A 23709-nucleotide genomic window follows, 5' to 3' on the forward strand; every position below is an offset into this window, starting at 1 on the left:
TATATTTTGTTGACAGGTAATGTTTTATAAAAACTTCAGTGTTGTTTGATACTCCGGTATAAGGCTAATGCCTTTAACTGAGATCAGTTCTTTTTTAGTGCCAAAATCGGGTACGCTTTGGGTATGCAGGTCATTTAAAAAAGGAGCATCTTTATGCAGCGGCCTTAAATACAAAACCATATCTTTTGATGCCGCATTAGGCATAAACTGCTTTAGGCCTATTTGCCACGGGATGCCCTTGTAAAACTCATCGGCAATCAGTTCGCCATCTAAAAAGCCCATAGCGGTATCGGCAATGTAATCTACCTGTAGGGTTATATCGTTGAGGTTGCCAAGGGTTTCCGGCAGGTGCACCACATATTTCTTTTCGCCTACATGGCTACTTGTTACTGTAGGGTCGGTTTTGGGAAGCGTTACGGCCATAGATGTAAATATATCAGTGGTTGCGATTAGCGATACACTGCCAACATCTGCCGTTATTTTCTTGTTGGTTTTAGGATAGATGGAAACATCAAAACTGTTCTTTTCATGGCTCAGGAATTTAATGGTATAACCATCCTGTAATGCCACGGCATCAGAAAACAATACATGCCTGTGCCCATCTATAGTAACAACGTATGCCTTTAGCGCAGTGGCTTTATCTACCACTAAAACCTTTGTTTCTTTACCTTTAATGGTTATGGTAAATTCTGAAGTTCCATTGGCACATTTTACCAATGTTTCTTTGCCCTTTTTACTGATAGTCGCACCCGCACCGGGTTGTATTGTGGCTTTATCTGAGAATAAAAATTCGGCACTAACACCTTCAGGGGTAAAGAAAACATAATAAGGTTTTTGCCCGTCGTCACTTTTAGTTAACAACTGAGCTGTGGCATACACCAGGTTAGCGCCATTAAGGTTGAAGTTATAAGGGAATATAGCATTCTCTTCAGACTTGATTGAAAACCCACCCGATTGCGGTATCAGGATATCGCCTTTAGTTGTTTTAATTTTTATCTGGATGTTGTTTTTATCGGTAGTAATGGCATCATCCTGAAAGTTATTGATAAATACGAAACCTGAATTTCCTTTTGCCCTTACCGCATACCTAAGGTCTTTTACATTATCCTGTTTTAAAGTCGCATTATTTGCCGGAAGAATGGTTGCCATTGGGGCAAAGGTTTCGCCAAACTCCTGTATAAAAAAGTGCAGTAGCTTTAACCTGTGAAAGCCTTCCCTTATTTGTCCGTATTCGCTTATCGGTGCCTGAAAATCATATGATATTTTGGGCATGCCGTAGGCTTCATCACTAAAATAATTGTTGCCTTTTGGGGTAGAGCCGCCATGGTACATATAATAGCCAATACCGTTGCACCCACCACCCAGGCACCTGTTTATCATGGCATCAAAACTTTTATGCTCTGCAATAGGCCTCCTGCTGTAGGTAGACATAATACCCGAGCCTAATTCTGCGGCAAAAGCAGGATAATCCTGCGGTTTGTAGCGCACCGGCTCGTAATCAGGGTGCACCTGCATATCCTTATACAGGAAAAAAGGCGAAAGGTCTTTATTGCCCGTCCATGACGGATAGGCATATGCTGCCGTAACCGGTATGCTCTCATTAGGGATTATAGCCGCATAGCCCCAGCCCGTGGCGGTATACAGGGGAGTATCCATACCCGCTTTAAGGGCAAGGGCTTTTAAAACCTTCATGTGGTCGTTACCCAAATCGGCATACGGATTATTCCCCGCAGCTACACTAACCCCTTCATGCGTAGCCTCAAGGTCCCTTTCAGATGCTGTTAAGTCCAGCGGCTGTCCAGGGTATGAAAAACCCCACGGCGCAGCAGAGTGCTGGTACTCATTCTCTATCTGTATGCCTATAATAGGGCCATTATCTTTAAAATAAGTGCCTTTTACCTGACTGCCAATTTCGTTATAAAACCGCTCTACATAAGAGAGGTACAGCTGGTCGTTAGAGCGTATCATTAAAGGCTTGCCCATTAACCAATCGGGCAGGCCGCCGTTGCGCAGCTCGGCATGGGCAAAGGGCCCAACCCGGAGTATTACATAAATATCATTTTTAGCGCACAGGTCTATAAACTTCCTTAAATCGTTGTTGCCCTTCCAGTTAAACTGTCCTTCGGTATCTTCTACAAAATTCCAGAATACATAGGTGGCAATAACATTTATACCGCCCGCCTTCATTTTTTTTATCGATTCATCCCAATACCGGCTTGGGTACCTGGAGTAATGAAATTCGCCAGCTATGGGTATAAAAGGCTTATTATTAAGCGACATATAAAAGTTGTTTACTTTAATATTATCACCCTTTTTGTTAGATCCTCCAAGCTTTAAATGATTGTTGTATATTTTCTTTTGGGGTACAACGGTATTAATTTCATGTAATTGGGTTTGCCCATTGGCCATGATAGCAGAGAACAACAATCCTAAAAAAATAGTGTAAGTCTTTATATTCATACCTGTAAATTATTCGGGCTAATTTTAATTTGCTATAACGTTATAGCTTTTTATGCAAATATATTTGGTTATACAAAGAAAGCTGTTACCCTGTCATTTAAAATGGAATAAAATTGGCTTGTCATGGACTATTATATTATCTATACTATAAAAAGGCAGTAGTAATAGTACACTAAATACAATAGTGTGTAAATCTAATTTCAATACTAAAAACAGTATAACAGTTACCGCATCTTTTAAAGCTATAGATAATGTCCAGGTAGAAGTGATCAAAAATAGCACTTGATAGAAAATACAAATGCTTAATTGGATGCTCATTATAATCCATGATGGCTATAATTAAGCAGCAAGCCTGCAAAATTTCTCTCCGGGATAATTCGTATTATTTAAAACCGAGATCAATAAACCTTAATAAATAAAATCTAATAAACTGATTATCAAAATACAAAAAATGAAAATGTTACTTGAACGACTTTGTTAATCCTTTAAAAAAATAAAACTGGTAGGTAAAGCAATTAAACTGGTAGCTACCGGTATTGTCTGTTAACAAAATCATATACCTTTGATATATACACAATAAAATACATAAAAAAAAGAACAATCAATATTTATTGTTGCGTTATTTTATTAATAAAATAATTAATTATCCATAATTAGAATAGTATAATCCATACTATGGGCTTTTAATACAAAATATTTTTTTCTAAAATTACGCAATCGTTTTAGTTTCTCCGATTATCAGTGAAGTGAATAATAACCATACCAAAACTCTAACATTAATTATGAAAAAAAAGTACAATTTGAACTTGCGAAAAGTAAAGTGGAGCGTCCTCGTAGCTTCATCATTACTTTCTACAGCCCCAATGCTTGCACATGTTGCGGATGTACCAACAATTAGCATTTTACAGGAGCCTATAACCGGTAAAATAATATCTAAAAGCGATGGTATGCCCCTACCCGGTGCTACCGTTAGCATTAAAGGGACCAGCATTAATACCGCTACAGATGTAGATGGAAATTTCTCGCTGCCCGCATCATCAGATAATGTGGTGCTTGTAGTTTCTTACATGGGTTTTAAAACACAGGAAATCCCTGCAAATGGGCAAACAACCATTAACATTACCCTTGAGGAAGACCAGACGCAGCTGGAAGAGGTGGTTGTGGTAGGTTATGGTACCGTGAAGAAAAAAGACCTTACCGGCGCTATAGGACACGTTAACGGGTCTGACCTTAAACAACAGGGTGTGAGCGATGTTACCCGTACACTACAAGGCAGGATGGCCGGTGTTACGGTAGAATCATCAGGAGGTAACCCAGGCGCAGGAAGCAGGATACTTATCCGTGGGGTAAGTTCCCTTAACAATGCAAATCCGTTATATATTGTTGATGGTGTACAGGTTGCCAGCATCAGCAATTTAAACTCTAATGATATAGAGTCTATAGATGTGCTAAAAGATGCATCGGCAGCGGCTATATATGGATCCAGGGCTGCAAATGGCGTTGTGCTGGTAACAACCAAATCGGGTAAATCTGGCGAGCCGGTGTTTAGCCTTAGCACCAACCTGGGTGTACAACGAATTATAGATAAGCTGGATGTTTTAAATGCCGAACAATGGGCAAATGTAAACAATGCAGCACAGGATGCTGCCGGCATACCAAGGCTGGATATTGCACAAAATCCGCAATCTTTAGGAAAAGGTACCGACTACCAGGATGCCATTTACAGGGACGCCATGATAAGGCAGTATGATATGAGCGTATCGGGCGGTAGCGATAGCGGTAAATACAGCGTATCCGGCGGTTATGTTACGCAGGATGGTATTGTAGAGACAACCGACTTTAACCGTTACAATATCAGGGTAAAGACAGAAACTAAAAAAGGTATCTTTAGGTTTGGCGAAACGGTGTTCCTCTCACGCGATAAGCAAACACAAATGGCCGGTGGCTGGGGAGGCCAGGGCGGTAACCCGGTAGGATCTGCAGTAAAAATGATCCCTATTTTCGGAATTTATGATCCTGAGGCTATTGGCGGCTATGGCGGTGCTTACGGTCCAGTAGTTAACGTGGCCAACCCATTGGCACAGCTTCACCTTGAAGATATTACTGCCGAAAATACTAACATCTTAGTCAATGCCTTTGCAGAGGCAAGCATATTGCCTTCGCTTAAATATAAACTGAATTTGGGGTATACCAATAACTCCACACATGCAAGGGATTATTACAAAAGGTATGAAGTAGGTACACTGTTTACCCATCCTACAAACGATCTTTCTGAATCTAAAAGCCAGAATGTACTTGTGCTTTTAGAAAACACCCTAAACTTTTCTAAAGAATTTGGTAAGCACAGCATACAGGCCCTTGCGGGTTATACCTACCAAAAATACAACTACAACTTTACCTCATCGAGCAAAACCGACCTGCCTGATGGTATTGCAGAAATAGATGCCGGTGCAGGTACAGCTAACGTGGGTGGTAACTCTACCGAAAGTTCGCTTTTATCTGTTTTAGGAAGGGTAATATATTCGTTTGACAGCAGGTATACCCTAACGGCAAGTGTGCGCCGCGATGGTTCTTCACGTTTTGGCAGCAGCAACCGTTACGGTACGTTCCCATCGGTAGCAGTGGGATGGAATATCTCTAACGAGGGCTTTTTTCAAAAACTGGCCGAAACTATACCAACCTTAAAGCTAAGGGTATCGTATGGCGAACTTGGTAACCAGGAAATTGGCGATTACCAGTACGCGGCCTCTATAGCCTCAAACATTAACTACGTTTTAGGAGACGGCCAAACCAAATGGTTTGGTGCTACACAGGCGGCTTTTTCATCGCCAAATATTAAATGGGAAAGCACAAAAACCACCAACTTTGGTTTAGATTTTGGGGTTCTAAATGGCTCTCTTACAGGTAATATTGATTACTTTTATAAAAAGACCTCCGATATTCTTTTAAATGTACCAATTCCGGGATCGGCAGGTGCAACCAGTAACCCTGTGGTTAATGCGGGTACACTATCTAACCACGGTTTAGAATTAGGCTTAAATTATGGTGGCAAAGCAGGTAAATTAAATTATAATGTTTACGGTACATTTACATCTATCAAAAATAAGGTAGATGAGCTTGGTACAGGTACCCAGCAAATTTTTGGTGGCCAGCCTACACACCACGGTGCTTCTACAACAGTTACCGAGGCAGGTGGCCCGGTATCAGGTTTCTATCTTATACGAGACGAAGGCATCTTTCAGACCCAGGCTGAAGTAGATAATTATGTTGGCCCTAACGGAGCACCTATACAGCCTAATGCAGCACCCGGCGATGTTAAATTTTTTGACAAAAACGGCGATGGCATTATAGATAATAATGACAGGGTTTACAGCGGCAGCCCGTTCCCTAAGTTTGAATATGGCTTTGGGTTTAACCTTGCTTACGGCAATTTTGATGCAAACGTATTCTTTCAGGGTACAAGCGGTAATAAAATATATAACGGTTTACGCCAAGACTTAGAAAGCACGAACCTTACATATAATTATTCTACATCTGTGCTAAACGCATGGACACCCGAGAATACCGATACAGACATGCCAAGGGTAATATCAAGCGATCCTAACTTAAACAACAGGACATCTACACGCTTTTTAGAGAACGGATCGTACCTGCGTTTTAAAACATTACAAATAGGGTATACACTACCTTCAACACTTAACTCTAAAATAGGTATTTCGTCATTACGTATTTACCTAAGTGCCGATAACCTTGCCACCTTTACTAAATACAAAGGGTATAACCCTGATTTGGGAAGGACAGGATCTATATTTGACCGTGGCGTTGATTTTGGCCACGTAGCCTACCCATTAGCCAGGACAATTTCAACCGGCGTGCAGCTTACTTTCTAAACAATATTAATTATTAAACAAATTGAATATGAAACGGATATATATAATAGCAGGGATCATGCTGGCACTAACATCGTGCAGCGATGATGTGTTAGAACTAACTAACCCTAATGGTATAACTACCGATATTTATTGGCAAACCGAAAGGGATGTTAACCAGGCGCTTGCAGCCACATACGGGTTATTTAAAAATGTAGATGGCGGTTACTGGGGTGTTCGTGGCACAGAGCTTACCAATGGCCGTGGCGACGACTTTTTTATACGAAATGACGTATCTTACCTTTACCAGCTTGCTACCTTTACTAATACTGCCGATAACGGCGCTGCAACAAGTGTTTGGGTAATTGCATACAGGGGTATTTTTAGGGCGAATCAGATTATCGAAAACGTGCCTAATGTACCGGGACTTACAGACGAGCAGAAAGCCCAATACATAGCCGAAGCTAAATTCTTGCGTGGAATGAACTATTTTAACCTTGTAATTAACTTTGGCGATGCACCAGTTATACTTACTGTGCCAGTAACTAAAGACCAGTATTATACGCCAAAGTCTCCTGCTGCGGATGTTTGGGCACAGGTAAAACAGGATTTTACCGAAGCCGCTGCAGGCTTACCGGTAGAATGGACTGCAGAATTTAGGGGCAGGGCTACAAAAGGTGCCGCTATTGGGTACCTTGGTAAATCGCACCTGTATACTGCCGACTGGGCTAATGCGCAAATGGCATTTCAGCAGCTTACAACAGCACCTTACAATTATGGTTTAATGCCAAACTTTAGCGACAACTTTTTGCAAACCAGCGAAAACAACCAGGAGTCGGTATTTGAGATACAGCTGGCCGATGTGGGCGGTACTAACCCATGGGGTGGTGAAAATGCTACCGAAGCGCTTGGTGTAACTACCGCACAGGAATTTGCCCCTCAGGAAGTATCGGGCTGGTTTGAGGTTAGCTTTACAGATAAGCTATTTAACGAATTTCAGGAGGAACAAACTACAACCGGTGATTTCGACCCGAGGATGTATGCTACCATGGCGTGGGATTATCCGGGTAGTACGTTTTATAACAAGCCTTTCAGCGATTTTTCGCTCCTGTTTGGCTACTCTACGTTAATAAAAAAATACCAGAATTATAATCAGGATAATGAACTTGTAGGCACAAGCGGTGCGGTAAACTATACATCCAGCAATAACGAAAGAGCCATGCGCTACGCAGATGTAGTGTTGATGCTTGCCGAAGCTTTAACCCAGCAGGGCAATGTGGGCGATGCCTACCAATATGTAAACATGGTACGCCTAAGGGCACAACTGGACGCTTTACCTACGGGCTACACGCAAGACCAGATGATGGCAGAAATTAGGCACCAGCGTATGATAGAATTTGCCCGCGAAGGCTTTAGGTTTTACGACCTTAGGAGATGGGGCTTGCTGGAAACTGAAATCGCTAACAGCGATAAACAGGGTAAGCAAAACTTTAATGCCGGCATGCACTCTTACTTCCCTACACCACAATCTGAAGTAGATAATAACCCTAATATTAATTAGGTACACAAAATAAAAACAAGTTTATTTGGGTTAGATTTTTCACCTGTTTGCAGCGTTTATTTTCTGCAAACAGGCTGGAAAATCTTATTTTTATTAATACTACCCATATCAACTAAATAATACTGTAGCACAATGATGGATACAGAAACAATACCGCTGGTAAAACATGGCTTTTTAGGCCAGCGCATGATAGTGATCCCTAAGAACATACTATCAGGGGTAAAAAAAAATGAGCTTATAAACAGCCTCTATTTTACAGATATTGGTTTTTTCCCTAAAGCAGCAAACCATTCGGTAACAAGAAAAAACGGCAGTAAGCAGCACATTCTTATGTATTGCTATAGTGGCGAGGGCACTATACAAATGGATACCATTACTATAAAACTCGCAGCCAATACCTTTTACATTATACCGCCGGGGGTAAGCCATCATTATTTTGCGCATAAAAAAAATCCGTGGAGTATTTACTGGCTCCATTTTACCGGCATAAAAGCACCGTTTTTTTACGATAAATTTATATCACTCCAGCCGGAAGGCGCGCCTGTATTAGGCCTTGATGAGCGACGCATTGGCATTTTTGAAAACCTTATAAATGTAATGGAAGGCGGCTACAGTGCAAACAACCTGGAGTATGTAAACATCTCGCTTTGGCAGCTGCTTAATTCATTTGTATTCAACAGTTTTTTTTCTGAAGAAGGTAAAAAAAATCTGGAGAATAGTACTGTTGAGACCTCTATTATAGAGTATATGAAGCAACACCTTGAAAAGCCATTAAAGATTAACGATGTGGCTGCTCATTTTAACTACTCACCTTCACACTTTTTCAGCCTTTTTAAAAATTACACGGGCTACTCCCCCATCAATTATTTCAACCATTTAAAGATACAGAAAGCCTGCCAGTACCTTAGTTTCACCACTATGAGTGTAAAAGAAATAAGCTACGCATTAGGCTATAATGACCCGCTTTATTTTTCGCGGCTTTTTAAAAAATTAATGAGCGCATCGCCACTACAATACAGGACCGAATACAAGCAATAAATTATTGCTCCGTAAAATAGCATTATAGTCCATTTCTTTCAAAACATCCTCCATACCTGTCATAACCAGTTAAGCTATTTTTACATCAGCTATACAACCTTTATGAAAAACTATAATTATACATTTTTAATTTCCATCAGCCTAGTAGCTGCGTTGGGCGGACTCCTCTTTGGGTACGACTGGGTAGTTATTGGCGGTGCCAAGCCGTTTTATGAGCTTTATTTTGGTATAACCAACTCCCCTGCCCTGCAAGGCTGGGCCATGAGCAGTGCTTTGGTAGGCTGTGTGGCCGGTGCTGCCGTTGCAGGCAAACTTTCTGATACTTATGGGCGTAAGCCCTTACTAATAGTAGCTGCATTTTTGTTTAGCGCCTGTGCGTTAGGCACCGGTTTTGCCGACACCTTTAACGCTTTTATCCTTTGGCGTATTATTGGCGGTATAGGTATTGGCATCGCATCCACCATTTCTCCATTGTACATTGCAGAGATAGCCCCGCAGGAAACCCGGGGCCTCTTTGTATCTATAAACCAGCTTACTATTGTTATTGGTATTCTTGGCGCACAAATTATTAATATGCTTATTACTAAGGCAATTCCGGAAGGTTTTACTCCTGAACAGATACTTGCTTCCTGGAATGGGCAAATGGGCTGGCGTTACATGTTTTGGGCCGGTTTACTGCCCGCAGTATTGTTTTTTGTACTGATGTTCTTTATACCTGAAAGTCCGCGCTATCGCGCCAAAAAAGGTCAATACTCTAAGGCAGAAGGCACACTTGCTAAAATAGGCGGGCAGGCTTATGCCGAAAATGAACTTGTAACCATACGCGAATCTTTTGATGCAGGAGAAGAAAAACGAACCGACCTTAAGATGCTGCTGGATAAAAGAGCATTATCCATATTAACTATAGGTATAGTACTGGCGGCATTTCAGCAGTGGTGTGGTATCAACATCATATTTAACTACGCCCAGGAAATTTTTGTTTCAGCAGGCTATGGCATTAACGAGCTGTTTATGAATATCGTTATAACAGGCAGCATAAACCTTGTGTTTACTATTGTTGCCATGGGTACAGTAGATAAATTTGGCCGTAAAAAGCTAATGCTTTTAGGTTCCGGCGGGCTTGCTATTATTTATGCGGTAATGGGCTACTTTTATTACGCCCATGTTACCGGCCTGCCGCTGTTGCTGTTGGTTTTACTGGCTATCGCTATTTACGCCATGTCGCTCGCGCCTATTGTTTGGGTTATATTATCAGAGATATTCCCTAATAAAATTCGTGGGGTGGCCATGTCTATAGCATCTTTTGCCTTATGGATAGCCTCTGCGCTTTTGGTGCAAACCTTCCCATTCCTCAATGAATCCCTTGGTACATCGGGTACGTTTTGGTGTTATGGTTTCATATGTGTACTCGGCTTTGTTTTCGTGTTAAAAAAACTGCCTGAAACCAAAAACAAAAGCCTTGAAGAAATTGAGCACCTAATGCTTAAAGACAAAAAAGACACAACTAAAATATAAGTTTCATCCGCTAAGATAAATTGCTATGCAAAAAGTGAAAGTTTGGAAGGAAAAAGTGACCCTGCCCACCTATGAGACGGGCAAACCCGAAAAAAATCCGGTATTTATAGAAAAACGCGTATACCAGGGCAGCAGCGGTTCGGTTTATCCTTACCCTGTTATAGAAAAGATTGAAGATGTAAAAGTTGATAAAGAATACCAGGCCGTTTACCTTGAAAACGAGTTTGTTAAGATAATGATACTGCCGGAACTTGGCGGCCGTGTGCATATGGCGTATGATAAAACTAAAGAACGCCACTTTGTATACTACAATCAGGTGGTTAAGCCTGCATTGGTAGGCCTTACCGGCCCGTGGATAAGCGGTGGTATAGAGTTTAACTGGCCCCAGCACCACCGCCCCAGCACTTTTGATGCGGTAGACTTTACTATAGAAGAACATGCCGATGGCAGCGCTACCGTGTGGTGCAGCGAGTTGGAGCGTATGTTCCGCACCAAGGGTATGGCAGGGTTTACACTGCACCCTGATAAATCGTACTTAGAAATTCGCACCAAGCTGTATAACCGTACCCCTTTTCCTCAAACCTTTTTGTGGTGGGCAAATCCCGCCGTTAAGGTAAACGATGATTACCAGTCGGTTTTTCCGCCCGATGTTAATGCGGTGTTCGATCATGGCAAGCGCGATGTGTCGTCGTTCCCTATTGCAAAAGGCACATATTATAAGGTTGATTATTCTCCGGGCACCGATATTTCGCGCTACAAGAACATACCGGTACCAACATCTTACATGGCCATTACCTCTAAATACAACTTTGTAGGTGGGTATGAAAATGATAGTAAAGGCGGACTGCTGCACGTGGCGAATCATCATGTATCGCCCGGCAAGAAGCAATGGACGTGGGGCAATGGCGATTTTGGCCGTGCATGGGACCGTAACCTTACTGATGAAGACGGACCATATATTGAATTAATGTGCGGTGTCTATACCGATAACCAACCTGATTTTTCCTGGCTGATGCCCGGCGAGCAAAAAGATTTTGTACAGTACTTTATGCCATATCGCGACCTTGGTGTGGTAAAAAACGCCACTCAGGATGCTATGGTTAACCTGGAGAAAGTTGGCGATAAACTGATTGTAAAAGCGTATACCACAGGTGTCTATCCAAATACCACCATTACCGTAAGAAACGGAGATAATATCATCCTCAAAGAAGAATACAACGCGTCACCTAAAATATCCTTCGAAAAAGAAATAACGTTTAATGAAAATAGCCTTGAAGGCCTGTCGATTTCGGTTACCGATGCTAAAGGAAAAATATTGGTAGACTGGGAGTATGAAGGCCCTAACGAAGCCGAAATCCCTGAACCTGCTAAACCTGCCCTGCTACCACAGGATATAGAAAATAATGAGCAATTATTTTTAACGGCACTGCATTTAGAGCAGTACCGCCACGCCACCTACAGCCCTATACCGTATTATGAAGAGGCTTTAAGGCGCGACCCGGGCGATATACGTTGCAACAATGCCATGGGCTTATGGCTAATGCGTAAAGCTAAATTCAGTAAAGCGGAGCCGTATTTCAGGGCGGCCATAAAAACTCTTACACAACGTAATCCTAACCCGTATGAGGGCGAGCCTTACTTTAACCTTGGCCTGTGTCTTAAATATTTAGGCAAGAACAACGAGGCGTATGATGCCTTTTATAAAAGCGCATGGAATGCCGCATGGCAAAACCAGGCCTACTTTTATATTGCCCAACTCGATGCAATTAAAGGCAATTATACTGAGGCATTGGTACACGTTAACAAGGCTATCGCCAAAAATACGCAGGATCATAAAGCACTGCATTTGCAATTAGTATTGCTCCGAAAGCTTGGGCAGACAGATACAGCTACGCAACTTAGCGAGGCGTATCTTGCCGAAGACCATTTTAACTATGGTGCGGTATATGAAAAATATCTGCTGAGTAATAATGAGCCTGATCTACAGCAATTGCATACGCTGATTCGTGGCAACATCCATAATTATATTGAATATGCGCAGGATTATGCCGCCGCCGGTTTTTATACCGAAGCTATTAATTTTCTGAAACTTGGCATAAATAACGGCAATGAAGGCTACCCTATGGGTTGGTACTATCTGGGTTGGTTTTATGAAAAAGCAGGGGATAGTGCCAATGCAACAGCTGCTTTCAAAAAAGGATCTGAAGCCAATCCTGAATACTGTTTCCCCAATCAGGTAGAAGCAATGCAGGCACTTACAGCAGCGGTAACAAACAACCCCGCAGATGCTAAAGCGTATTACTATTTGGGTAATTTTTGGTATGGTGCAAGGCAGTATATTGAGGCTATTGCAGCGTGGGAGGCTTCTGCGAAAGCTGATGGTACTTTCCCTACTGTGCACCGCAACTTGGCGTTGGGGTACTTCAACAAAGAAAATAAAGAAGAGCAGGCACTGGCCTTTTTAGAAGAGGCTTTTGCATTGGATACTACCGATGCCCGAATACTAATGGAGCTCGACCAACTGTACAAACGCCTTAATAAAGGCCTTGAATACAGGCTGCAATTTTTAGAAAAGCATCTTGATCTGGTACTGCAACGCGATGATGTTTATCTTGAGCGTATAGCACTTTATAATTTGCTGGGCAGGCATGACGAAGCTTTAACCTTGTTGCAAAATCGTATTTTTCACCCATGGGAAGGTGGCGAGGGCAAGGTGGCCGGGCAGTATTTAAACAGCTTAATAGAACTGGCTAAAAAAGATGTATCGCTTGGAAATTATAAGGAAGCTATCGTAAAATTAACTCAGGCACAAACCTACCCGGATAATCTTGGCGAAGGCAAACTTGATGGTGCTCAGGAAAACGATATTTTTTATTGGCTGGGCATAGCTTTAGAAAAAATCGGCGATTTAGAAAATGCAAAAACCTGGTGGCAAAAAGCGTCGGAAGGGTTATCCGAGCCTGCTGCGGCAATATTTTATAACGATCAGCAGCCTGACAAGATCTTCTATCAGGGGCTTGCACTCTTAAAACTTAATAATGCAGGTGCTGCTAACAGCCGTTTTAAAAAACTGGTTGCCTATGGCGAAAAACATCGCAACGACCATGTAACCATCGATTATTTTGCGGTATCGCTGCCCGACCTTCAAATTTGGGAAGACGATCTTGACCGCCGTAACCAAATTCATTGCGACTACATGAAAGGGCTTGGATTAATGGGTCTTGGCAAAATAACCGAAGCTGAGGCAGTTTTTAATGAGGTTTTACAAAATGAAAAAAGCCACGCAGGTGTTACTTTACATCTCAACATGCTTAAGGAACAACTTAAAGAAGCTTAGGTTAGATATAAAACAATGAGGCTACATGCGTTTATATTTACGCATATAGCCTCATTAATCTTGCCACTATGCTGGTGTTAGCAATAGTCTTTAATAATGTATTTAATTTCCGCTAACGGATGTTGCAGTTACTATTACATCGGCTACTGCCTGCGGTTGAGATATATAAACAAGGTGGCTCCCTTTAACTTTAGTTGCTATAGTGTTAGATCGTTTGTACATAGCCTCTTGTATCTCTGGGGCAATACTTTTATCATCTGTCGCAATTAAGGCATACGTTGGTTTTGTTCTCCATGCCGCGCTAATAATAGGTGTTACAAATCCTTTAGCATAAAAAGCACCTTGCGAAGCATACATAAATGCCGCATCTTCGGCACTTAAATCGGCGCACAGACCGGCATGAAACTTATCTTTATCATAGTATATAACACCTTTATCATTGTGCTGCAGCACGCCATTTTCGGGCGCAGGTGGTGCGGTTTGTATCCACGTTAAAGCAGATTCATTATTATCCGGCTGAAAAGCCGCCACATAAACAAGAGCACTAACATTAGTATGGTTACCTGCTTCTGTAATTAAAGCACCGCCATAAGAATGTCCCACCAGTACAGCAGGGCCATCCTGCCTGTCTAAAGCCGATTTAACAGCCTCTACCCCATCTTCCAGAGATGTAAGCGGGTTATGTACAATAGTTACGTTGTACCCTTTTTGAGATAGTATATTATATACACCCCTCCAACCCGAGCCATCGGCAAATGCGCCATGTACGAGCACTATATTTTTAATTGTTTTCATAGTAAATTAATTTTATTTAAACATATTTTAAAAGCCGGATAACATTTAGATTTCCGGCTTATTAAATTTCAGTATAGCATGTAGCTCTTTACTTACCTGTTTTCCTTAAAAGAAAATCTTTTATTAAAGGAATAATCTCATCGCCAAAACTTTCGAGTGCAAAGTGGCCTGTACCAAACAGGTGAAACTCCAGATTTTTAAGATCTTTCTTAAAAGCCTCAGCACCAACGCCAGGGAAAATGTAATCATCTTTTCCGTAAACAATAATGGTTTCAGGCTGGTATTTTCTAAAGTATTCCTGCCATTCCGGGTAAAGTACCACATTGGTTTGGTAATCGTAAAACATCTGCAACTGTATAGCACCGTTTTCCGGCCTTTCCAGGTGCCTTAAATCAAGTTCCCAGTTATCAGGAGAGATTACATCAGGATTAGGAACAGCATGGGTATATTGCCATTTTAACCCGTTAGGATCATGAAACCCTCTTAAAGTGTTTTCAGCTACTTTATTATTTCGGTCAGCCCAATACTCTTTAATAGGATCCCAAAACGTTTCAAGGCCTTCTTCATATGCGCAGCCGTTTTGTATTATCAGGGTATCTATTTTATCAGGATTTCTGCTTGCAATCCTAAAACCAATCGGTGCGCCGTAATCCATCAGGTAAAGGCTAAACTTTTCTATACCAAGCTCATCTATTAAGCCTTTAACGAGTTTAGACATATTTTCGAAAGTATAGTCAAATTTGGCCATTGGAGGCTGTTCGCTCCTCCCGTACCCTGGATAATCAGGCGCTATTAAATAAAAATCATCGGCAAGATCGTCCATCAGATTACGAAACATGTGCGATGATGTTGGATATCCGTGTAGTAATACTACTGCAGGCTTTTGCTTGTTGCCGGCCTCTCTGTAAAAAATTTCAACTCCATTGATTTTTTTTGAATGGTAACTTGTCTTCATAACATTAAATTTTAAATTGATTAAATTACATTTACAATAAGCAGTAAGTGCATACTATATCTAACTGTTGTTTAGCACACTACATTTATTGTATTACGAATGTACTAATTGGTTACAGTTCAGTTTCTCTTGTATTCTTTCTAAAAATTATAAAAAACAAAGATGTGGGCCTTTTTGTGGTGTGTGGTGTTTACTTTTGCTGTGAAAAGGAAGAATATGGGGTTGCAATTGTATAAATAATGACAATAAAACAATCTTTAGCATTTGTTTACCCCCTATTGTTTAACTAAGATTTGCATATCTTGCCATATAAAAATTTAATTGATTTTAAAATCAACGTACTTAAATTGAGCACTATGAGGTTTAATATTTTTCTTGCTATACTATTATTGTTTACAGTAAACGCTTCTGCTCAAAAAGTAACTAAGGAGCAATTTTTGGAAATACAAAAAAAGTTACCCATAGAAAAAGACAGGACAAAAAAAGCAAACCTATTTTATAAAGCTGCAAAATATTATATTGAAAAAGACGGCGAAGCTAAAAAAGACCTGGATAGTGCATCGTTACTAAATAATTGGTCTATAAACATTAGCAAGCAGTTTAACTTAAAAGAAAATATTGGCCAGAGCATGCTTTTAAATGGCGAAATTGCAAGGGAAAGAGGCAATAGCCAGCATTCTTTACAGCTAAAAACCAGTGCATTAAATTATACGCTTGCAAACGATCTTAAAAAAGAATGTGCTGCGGCATATATATCTATCGCACTGGATATGCCTGCCAACCAAACCTTAAAAAAGGTGGAATATTTTTTAAAAGCCCAATCATTGTACAAACAGGCCGGTTTATTTTATAAGGAGGCCGAAACGTATACCGAGCTGGCTATATTATATAATAATTTAGATGAGCCCGCTATTTCTATAAAGTACGCAAACGAGGCTGTAAAAATAAAAAGGCGTATAAAACAGTACAATCTGTATAAAGAATTTGCCATGCTGGCCTTAAATTTAAGGACGCAGGGTAATTATAAAGATGCGCTTGCATACGCGCTTGCTTCAGAAAAAAATGCCGAAAACATGGCTTTTGACGATGAATGGCTTAGCCTTATATACGACCTGTTGGGTACAATATATTCTGAGCTTAAATTTGAAAGCAAATCGGTGGAGTATTACAAAAAAGCTATTGTTGTTGCCAAAAAAATGGATGATACCGGCGCAGTAACTTCTATTACTCTAAATACGGCACGCAGCTTATATAGTGAACAAAAATATTATGAAGCTTTAGAGATATTAAACAGCGCATCTAAATATATTGACAACCAGGATTGTAACGTGGGTTACGATGCGCTATACATTTTAATATATTGCGATCTAAAAAAATACGATAAGGCACGCCCTTATTATGAACAACTGCTGCGATGTGATGATGGCAGTAAAAATCACATTGCGCAAGAGATAATGTACTATGCCATGATACGTTATTTATTAAAGACGAAACAGGCAGGCCAAACCTATGCATATATAGACAAGCTTAAAAACCTTGCTACAAAAAATAACGACCTCTTTAATCTTTCACAACTTGAAAAAGCCCATTTTGAGGCAGATTCTGCTTCGGGTAATTATATGGGCGCAATTGAACATTTTAAAAAACATAAAATTTTAAACGATTCATTATACAACGTTAATAAAGCCAAACAATATGGCGATTTGCAACTTAAATATGAAACCGAGAAAAAGGATAAAAATATAATGTTACTAACACAACAGGGTAAGCTTCAGGAAGAAAAAATACGTAATGCAGCTATTTTGCGCAATGTGTTTATTAGCGGACTTGTTATATTAGTATTGTTTGTTGTTTTATTGTATAACAGATCGAGATTAAAACAATTAACCAATAAAAAGCTGGAGCTTAAACAGCAAAAAATCAACGACCAAAACGATCAGCTCAAAAAACTTCTTACGGAGAAAGAATGGCTGTTAAAAGAAATTCACCACAGGGTTAAAAATAACCTGCAAATAGTTATAAGCCTGCTTAATACACAATCGGCCTACCTGGATAATGAAGATGCACTAATGGCTATACAAAATAGCGAGCACCGCATGCATGCCATGTCCCTTATACACCAAAAGTTATATCAGAGCGATGATCTGGAGTCTATAGATATGTCGTGGTACATTTATGAACTGGTTAATTATTTAAAAGAGTGCTTTACAATGGATATAAAAATTGATTATAAGCTTGATAACGAATGTGTAAAACTTGATGTTACACAGGCAGTACCTATGGGGCTTATACTTAACGAGGCTATTAGCAACGCAATAAAATATGCTTTTAAAGATAGAAATCATGGGCAAATAAGCATATCACTAAAAAACTTAGAGGCAGATGTATACAGGCTAAAAATTGCTGATAACGGCGTGGGCCTCCCGGAAGGATTTGAAGCGAAAGAAAGAGAATCGTTAGGTATGGATCTTATGATGGGCCTTACAGACCAATTAGATGGTACTTTTAAACTGGAAAATACTAATGGGCTTGCCATAATAATAACATTTACAAAAAAAAGGCAGCTTATACATTAGCCACTTTCCTTATATACATTTTTAGCATCAATTCTACCCAAGCTTTCGTAAATATACGGTATATCGTAAAAAATGAATCTATACATTTGTTTAAAAACCTATAATACAGAAGTTTAACAAAACGGTGTTTCATTTGTTTCTATAGTATTACATTATTCTTAACAGGCATTACTCTGCCTCTAATGCAATGCTAATATAAATAAACATCTGTATGGAACCTCTATTAACAAGTGTATTAAAATTTACCGATTGCCTTACTTTTATGGATCTTGCGGTACCTGGCTATATTAACCGTGATGATTTTGCTATTATAAGGCTTGATGAACTGTGTATGCAGTCACCTTATCAAACACCCGTTTTTAGGCCCGACTATTTTAGTATAATTGTAATACCAGAAGGACGTGCAACTTATACCGTAGGTAACGAAGTGTTTGCATTACAATCCGGTCAAATACTTTTTACCCGCCCTCATACTTTTATTTCGGGTAAGTGGCACAGCGTGGGCAAAGCTTACCAAATAAGCTTTACAAAACAATTCCTTTTGCAATACTGGCCTATGGACATTGATGAGATACAAAAGCTTGATAATGCTAAAAATTATGCCACCGGAAATGTAAACGGATCGATGAATAATTTTGAAAATATTTGTCTTGATATTTATGACGAAGCTGTTTCTAATGCACCTTACAAACATGAGGTAATTACAAATCTTATTATTAACCTGTTATTATTAATTCGCCAGCAACAATACAGGCAGGACCCGGTTAGTTGCACAAAAAAACACAATGGCTATGCATCTGCTTTTCTACAGGCCATAGAAGATAACTTTAGCAGTATCGCTGCGGGAGAAACTACTATTGTGTTCCGCGTAAATGATTATGCCGATAGTCAAAAACTAAATGCAAACTATCTGTCTAAATTGGTTGCCGCTGGCACAGGGAAAACAGTTAATCAATGGATTGATGAAAAGCTTATAGGCGAAATTAAGTACCTGCTTAAATATACAAATAAGCCGATGAGGGAAATCGCCGAACAATATGGCTTTACCGACCTAAACTATTTTTACAGTTATTTTAAACGGCAAACTCAAAATGCCCCCGGATTGTTTAGAAAGGGCTTTAATTTTACTCAGAATAATTTAGCGAATACGAACACATTAGCACACACCTAATTGCAATTACTATGATAAAGAGCGATAGTAACCCTAACACCATCTTTCACAACCCAATATTACATCCTTTAATGCCAATAAAACAGAATAATGCGGACAGTGAATTTACAAGTTTGCATATTAAATTACCAAATGCATTGGCGCAGCAAGGTAATTTGGAGTGGTTTAATGGCAGTTGTTTTTCGCTTACGCTTGCCGTAAATGCCTTCGGCAGCTACACAGCAAAAACAAATACATTTGATGTTAGTCCCGGTACGTTTTTTTTTAGCAGGCCTAATACCTTTCGAAAGATAGAATGGAGTGATACGACCGAAATACACCACATTGCTTTCTCTGAACGTTTTCTCGCTAAATATGCGGGTGTAGCGCTTTTTACATCATTTCCGTTCTTACTACTGGAAACCGTAACACCTAAACCCGTTAGCAAAGAGATGCTGAATGACCTGCAAAAAATTTACGTGCAAATTAATAACGAACACTTTGGTAATTGCCCCTTTAAAAAAAATATCGTTGCAAACCTGCTCACCCGCCTTTTGTTACAAATTAAAAGGATTTTTTGGGACGGGTATGATACAAAATTTAATAAGAATATAGAGCATGATATTGTAACGCGGTTTATTAAAAACCTCGAAGAGCATTCGCAGCACTTACAGCAAGGAAAAGCTGCTATACAGCTTAGGGTAAAAGATTACGCAAAAATGCAGGGCATACACGAAAATTACCTATACACAGTAATTAAAGCACGAACCGGCAAAATGGTAAGCCACTGGATTACCGAAAAAACAGTTTTCATAGCTCAAAACCTACTTGAAAACCCTTTACTTTCTATAAAAGAGATTTCTTACAAACTCGGCTTTCCTTATATTTCTTATTTTACTATATTTTTTAAAAAACATACTGGGTTCACTCCTAAAGATTTCCGTAAAAACAGTATGGCATAAATTGATCATAGCTCACTTAAAACATCGATAATAAAAACAATTACTTTAAATTTGAATATTAGTTGTTAGTAACATTTACCCGTAATTTTGATAGATAAGCCTTTGCAAATGGAGAATAAAGAAAAAATATTAATAGTTGAAGATGAGTTTATTGTAGCCAATAACCTTAAGCTGATTTTAAAAAAAGATGGCTATGATATTATTGGGATAGCTTCATCTGCAACGCAGGCAAGGGCGCTGTTAGCTGATAAGAAACCCGATTGGGTACTTTTAGATATTATGCTTAAAGGTAACGAAACAGGTATAGATTTAGCCCGTGAATTGACACAGCAAAAAATACCATTCCTGTTTATATCGGCAAATACCAACCAATCTACATTAGAGGCGGTAAAAAAAACGCAGCCATACGGCTTTATGGTAAAACCATTCAGGCAAAAAGACCTTTTAGTAATGCTCGATATTGCGCGTTACCGCTATGCCGTAGAAAACGAGGCAAAAAAATTAATTCCTCAAACTAAAGAGAAAACAGTTACTATTGCAGGTATCATAGGCAACAGCATTTTACTTAATGAAGTACTGGCAAAAATAAACATTGTTGCCCCCACCGAAACCTCTGTACTTATTACCGGCGAAAGTGGTACAGGGAAAGAAAGGATTGCACATACCATTCATGAAAATTCGTTACGTAAACATAAGCCTATAGTAATTGTAAACTGCGCGGCCATACCATTATCTTTGTTGGAGTCAGAGCTTTTTGGGCACGAAAAAGGCGCATTTACAGGAGCCAATTCCCAAAGAATAGGTAAATTTGAGCAAGCAGACGGCGGTACACTTTTTTTAGATGAAATTGGGGAGCTCCCATTAGATGCACAGGTAAAACTATTGCGCGTATTACAGGAAAAGGAAATTGACCGTATAGGAGGCAGCAAAGCCACAAAAGTTGATGTTCGCATTATTGCAGCTACTAACCGCACCCTGGAGCAGGAAGTTGCCGAAGGCCGTTTTAGGCTCGATCTGTACTACCGCTTAAACATATTCCCGTTACAAGTGCCGGCACTACGCGAAAGAAAAGACGATATACCACAACTTGCCCACCATTTTCTTAAAAAGTTTAATGCGGCTGCCAAAAGAGATATCAATGCGTTCTCGGCAGAGGTATTGCAACAATTGCAATCCTACAACTGGCCGGGAAACATACGCGAACTGGAGCATTTAATAGAGCGTAGTGTTTTAATGACTGCAGGAAATGAAATTAACCAAATAAATATTCCTGTTAGTACTACTTCGCATTCTTCAACCGCATCAAACCTGGCGGCGATGCAATCTTTAGAAGATGTAGAGCGCAACCATATTGTAAAAATATTACAGGCCTGCGGTGGTAAAGTTTCCGGGCCAGATGGTGCCGCAAAAATACTTAACCTTGCCCCCACAACTCTTTATTCTAAAATGAAAAAACTGGGTATACAGCAAGAATATTATTAATTGAACTTTTTAAAAGTTTGAGTTATAGCTTTATTAAGGTAAGTGTCTTTTACCTTGATAACAAATAATTTTTATGTTCAAATATTAGCCTAACAATTTCCACTCTGCCAATGATTTTTTAATGGAGCCTATAACTTTCCCTGCAAGCAGTTTGTTAATAATAACTTTAGTACCTATAAAAATTAATGGCCTGGAAATCCCTTTTAGTTCAAAAGAGGTCATTACTATTTTCTCTATCCTTTTACGCAAAGGCTTGTTAAAACGTTCTAATTCCTTTTCTTTCAATACCGGCCAGTTACTACCCGACGAAAATTGAGGAATTTTGAATCCCGAACGATCACTAAATATCGGTATAATTTGATATTGTTTTTCTGCAGTGGGTTCTGTTTTAGCAGATGCATAACGTTCAGGGTTAGCTACCCCATTATATCCATCCCTAAAAATGGGATTTTCTTTTAGCGCCGATGCTGGGACTGTAAAATAATCCCTCAAAAATATCTCGCAGTTGTATCGCCCTAAGTAATAATCATGTATGCGAAACTCTTTGCTTAAAAATCCGCCAAAGCCACTTAATGTGCCACACGCAATGGCCTTTTCGCCAAAAACCTCCTCAATAACATTTCCGTCCTTATCCCTTATATCCCTGGATGGCGAAATAATAAAACTGCTGGCATCGTTTTCACGAATTGCCTCCCTGTACTCCGTTGGCTTAGATCGCATTTGGGATAACATTGCTGATAGTGTTTTGGGGATCGTTTTTAAAAGGTCTTTTTCAAAAGTGAATTCGCTGTTCTTTGCGCTTGGGAATGGGTCTATCATGAGCACCGTGTTCTCAAATGTATTGTAATCAGAGTTGAAGTCTTCTAATTGTGAGCAGGCTGCATCTTTCTCACCGGGTGTTTCGAAAGGTATACCCTTTTCTTCGGCGAGAAACTCGTTTAGCAGGTATCGCACCTTTTCAAATGGTTCATTATTAATAACTCCGCCATCTACGTTTAGCGATGTTACCACATCATGCTCAAGTGGAGAATTTGCAAATATGTTTTTCAGCCACGGAATTTCCTGTACAAATTTTGCATTGCGTGTAAGTACCCGAGGCGATAAGCCTATGGGGAAAGCGCCGGTTGCCATGGCTGCATCTTTAGCCGTATTAAGATATTCGCCTGTTTTAAAATTAAGAGGCATCCATGCTTTACCTGTAGATTGCGCTATTCCATCTATAACCTCAAAGCAGGCATAGTCATTATGTACGTTCATATGATACTTATCTTTTTTGCCGGCAGCATTCATCCCGGCATAATAAGAAAAGCCCTCAAGATTTGTTAGTGTTGTAAATACCTTAAGTGGTATTGTATTATTACGTTTAAAAAAAGCAGGAGTTTCTATCCAATTGTCAATATTGCTTTTCAGCATTTTTTCTGCCACCTCATCTATAAATTCAGAATTTAAAAGTGAAATTACCTTACCGGATTTCATATCATCTATACTCAGCATCTTAGAAAACATATCACCTCCGGTAAGGTCTACCCAGCTATTGTAGAGTTTATTTTCAGGATGGTTATCTAAAAGATGTCCAAGCTCCGGGAGTTGTACAGGTTCGATGGTGTTATTGATGGTACTTGCTGTGAGCAGCGCAGTCATACCACCTGCCGAAGCACCTCCCATAATCGGGATGCATACCTCATGTTTAGGAACATCCGCTTCTCCTCTTCTCTCTTCCCAGTCGGATAAAGCTTCTATCAGGAAATCCATTACTCCGGCAGTATACGCTCCAGCCGATACGGCGCCCGCCATACAAAGGCCTATTTCAAACTTTTTCCCCATACTATTCCTTAATTTACCATCCTATTATGCAATATTTAAAAATAAGATTTTAATTGATAACAGATACAGTAATTTTAATTTAAAACATAAACTCATATATAATTTTAAAATTATTCTCTTCTTAAAAGCATATAAATAGCAAAGCCCCTAAATCATACGATTTAAAGGCTTATGCTTCTTAAATA

General features: G+C 39.7%; 13 protein-coding genes. 9 read left to right on the forward strand and 4 right to left on the reverse strand.

What is annotated here, in order from left to right; translation table 11 throughout:
• Positions 1-24: 24 nt before the first annotated feature.
• On the reverse strand, positions 25-2460 hold the full coding sequence (locus FMM05_RS01035; protein WP_143371479.1) for a beta-galactosidase: 2436 nt from the start codon (positions 2458-2460) through the stop codon (positions 25-27).
• A 782-nt stretch (positions 2461-3242) separates the two neighbouring features.
• Here FMM05_RS01035 and FMM05_RS01040 point away from each other — a divergent pair.
• The 5 genes from FMM05_RS01040 to FMM05_RS01060 all read left to right on the forward strand — a co-directional run bounded on the left by FMM05_RS01040 (position 3243) and on the right by FMM05_RS01060 (position 13780).
• Entirely contained in the window at positions 3243-6350 is a 3108-nt protein-coding gene (locus FMM05_RS01040; protein ID WP_143371480.1) for a SusC/RagA family TonB-linked outer membrane protein, read from the forward strand.
• Positions 6351-6378: 28 nt separating this feature from the next.
• Positions 6379-7890: a RagB/SusD family nutrient uptake outer membrane protein gene (locus FMM05_RS01045; protein WP_143371481.1), complete on the forward strand. Its 1512-nt coding sequence runs from the start codon at positions 6379-6381 to the stop codon at positions 7888-7890.
• Between the two features lie 132 nt (positions 7891-8022).
• Complete coding sequence (locus tag FMM05_RS01050; protein WP_235894335.1) at positions 8023-8928, forward strand: AraC family transcriptional regulator; 906 nt, start codon at positions 8023-8025, stop codon at positions 8926-8928.
• A 102-nt stretch (positions 8929-9030) separates the two neighbouring features.
• On the forward strand, positions 9031-10443 hold the full coding sequence (locus FMM05_RS01055) for a sugar porter family MFS transporter (protein WP_143371482.1): 1413 nt from the start codon (positions 9031-9033) through the stop codon (positions 10441-10443).
• Positions 10444-10468: 25 nt separating this feature from the next.
• Positions 10469-13780 (forward strand): DUF5107 domain-containing protein, encoded by a 3312-nt coding sequence (locus FMM05_RS01060; protein WP_143371483.1) that lies wholly within the window; start codon positions 10469-10471, stop codon positions 13778-13780.
• A 102-nt stretch (positions 13781-13882) separates the two neighbouring features.
• Here FMM05_RS01060 and FMM05_RS01065 read toward each other — a convergent pair whose 3' ends face one another.
• On the reverse strand, positions 13883-14575 hold the full coding sequence (locus FMM05_RS01065) for an alpha/beta hydrolase (protein ID WP_143371484.1): 693 nt from the start codon (positions 14573-14575) through the stop codon (positions 13883-13885).
• Between the two features lie 88 nt (positions 14576-14663).
• Positions 14664-15530 (reverse strand): alpha/beta fold hydrolase, encoded by an 867-nt coding sequence (locus FMM05_RS01070; protein WP_143371485.1) that lies wholly within the window; start codon positions 15528-15530, stop codon positions 14664-14666.
• A gap of 356 nt (positions 15531-15886) precedes the next feature.
• On the opposite strand from FMM05_RS01070, the gene FMM05_RS01075 reads away from it, so the two are divergent.
• The 4 genes from FMM05_RS01075 (at position 15887) to FMM05_RS01090 (ending at position 21700) form a co-directional block, all read left to right on the forward strand.
• Entirely contained in the window at positions 15887-18106 is a 2220-nt protein-coding gene (locus FMM05_RS01075) for a tetratricopeptide repeat-containing sensor histidine kinase (protein WP_143371486.1), read from the forward strand.
• Between the two features lie 211 nt (positions 18107-18317).
• Positions 18318-19277, forward strand: coding sequence for an AraC family transcriptional regulator (locus FMM05_RS01080; protein ID WP_143371487.1), 960 nt, complete (start codon positions 18318-18320; stop codon positions 19275-19277).
• Positions 19278-19288: 11 nt separating this feature from the next.
• Positions 19289-20218 carry a helix-turn-helix domain-containing protein gene (locus FMM05_RS01085; protein WP_143371488.1) on the forward strand — a complete coding sequence of 310 codons (930 nt, stop codon included), beginning with the start codon at positions 19289-19291 and terminating at the stop codon, positions 20216-20218.
• 108 nt (positions 20219-20326) lie between these two features.
• The gene (locus FMM05_RS01090; protein ID WP_143371489.1) at positions 20327-21700 is read left to right on the forward strand and encodes a sigma-54-dependent transcriptional regulator; all 1374 of its coding nucleotides are present in this window, start codon (positions 20327-20329) and stop codon (positions 21698-21700) included.
• An 84-nt stretch (positions 21701-21784) separates the two neighbouring features.
• Here the strand turns inward: FMM05_RS01090 and FMM05_RS01095 are convergent, their stop codons facing one another.
• Positions 21785-23524: a patatin-like phospholipase family protein gene (locus FMM05_RS01095; RefSeq protein WP_143371490.1), complete on the reverse strand. Its 1740-nt coding sequence runs from the start codon at positions 23522-23524 to the stop codon at positions 21785-21787.
• Between the last annotated feature and the right edge of the window lie 185 nt (positions 23525-23709).

It is taken from the genome of Flavobacterium zepuense (assembly GCF_007097145.1).
In the GTDB taxonomy this organism is placed as follows: Bacteria; Bacteroidota; Bacteroidia; order Flavobacteriales; family Flavobacteriaceae; genus Flavobacterium; species Flavobacterium zepuense.

Bases quoted from the DNA above. Each gene is read 5' to 3' on its own strand.
- FMM05_RS01085 (WP_143371488.1), top strand. From the start codon at position 19,289: ATGATAAAGAGCGATAGTAACCCTAACACCATCTTTCACAACCCAATA.
- FMM05_RS01075 (WP_143371486.1), top strand. From the start codon at position 15,887: ATGAGGTTTAATATTTTTCTTGCTATACTATTATTGTTTACAGTAAAC.
- FMM05_RS01070 (WP_143371485.1), bottom strand. From the start codon at position 15,530: ATGAAGACAAGTTACCATTCAAAAAAAATCAATGGAGTTGAAATTTTT.
- FMM05_RS01050 (WP_235894335.1), top strand. From the start codon at position 8,023: ATGATGGATACAGAAACAATACCGCTGGTAAAACATGGCTTTTTAGGC.
- FMM05_RS01080 (WP_143371487.1), top strand. From the start codon at position 18,318: ATGGAACCTCTATTAACAAGTGTATTAAAATTTACCGATTGCCTTACT.
- FMM05_RS01060 (WP_143371483.1), top strand. From the start codon at position 10,469: ATGCAAAAAGTGAAAGTTTGGAAGGAAAAAGTGACCCTGCCCACCTAT.
- FMM05_RS01035 (WP_143371479.1), bottom strand. From the start codon at position 2,460: ATGAATATAAAGACTTACACTATTTTTTTAGGATTGTTGTTCTCTGCT.
- FMM05_RS01090 (WP_143371489.1), top strand. From the start codon at position 20,327: ATGGAGAATAAAGAAAAAATATTAATAGTTGAAGATGAGTTTATTGTA.
- FMM05_RS01040 (WP_143371480.1), top strand. From the start codon at position 3,243: ATGAAAAAAAAGTACAATTTGAACTTGCGAAAAGTAAAGTGGAGCGTC.
- FMM05_RS01055 (WP_143371482.1), top strand. From the start codon at position 9,031: ATGAAAAACTATAATTATACATTTTTAATTTCCATCAGCCTAGTAGCT.
- FMM05_RS01045 (WP_143371481.1), top strand. From the start codon at position 6,379: ATGAAACGGATATATATAATAGCAGGGATCATGCTGGCACTAACATCG.
- FMM05_RS01065 (WP_143371484.1), bottom strand. From the start codon at position 14,575: ATGAAAACAATTAAAAATATAGTGCTCGTACATGGCGCATTTGCCGAT.
- FMM05_RS01095 (WP_143371490.1), bottom strand. From the start codon at position 23,524: ATGGGGAAAAAGTTTGAAATAGGCCTTTGTATGGCGGGCGCCGTATCG.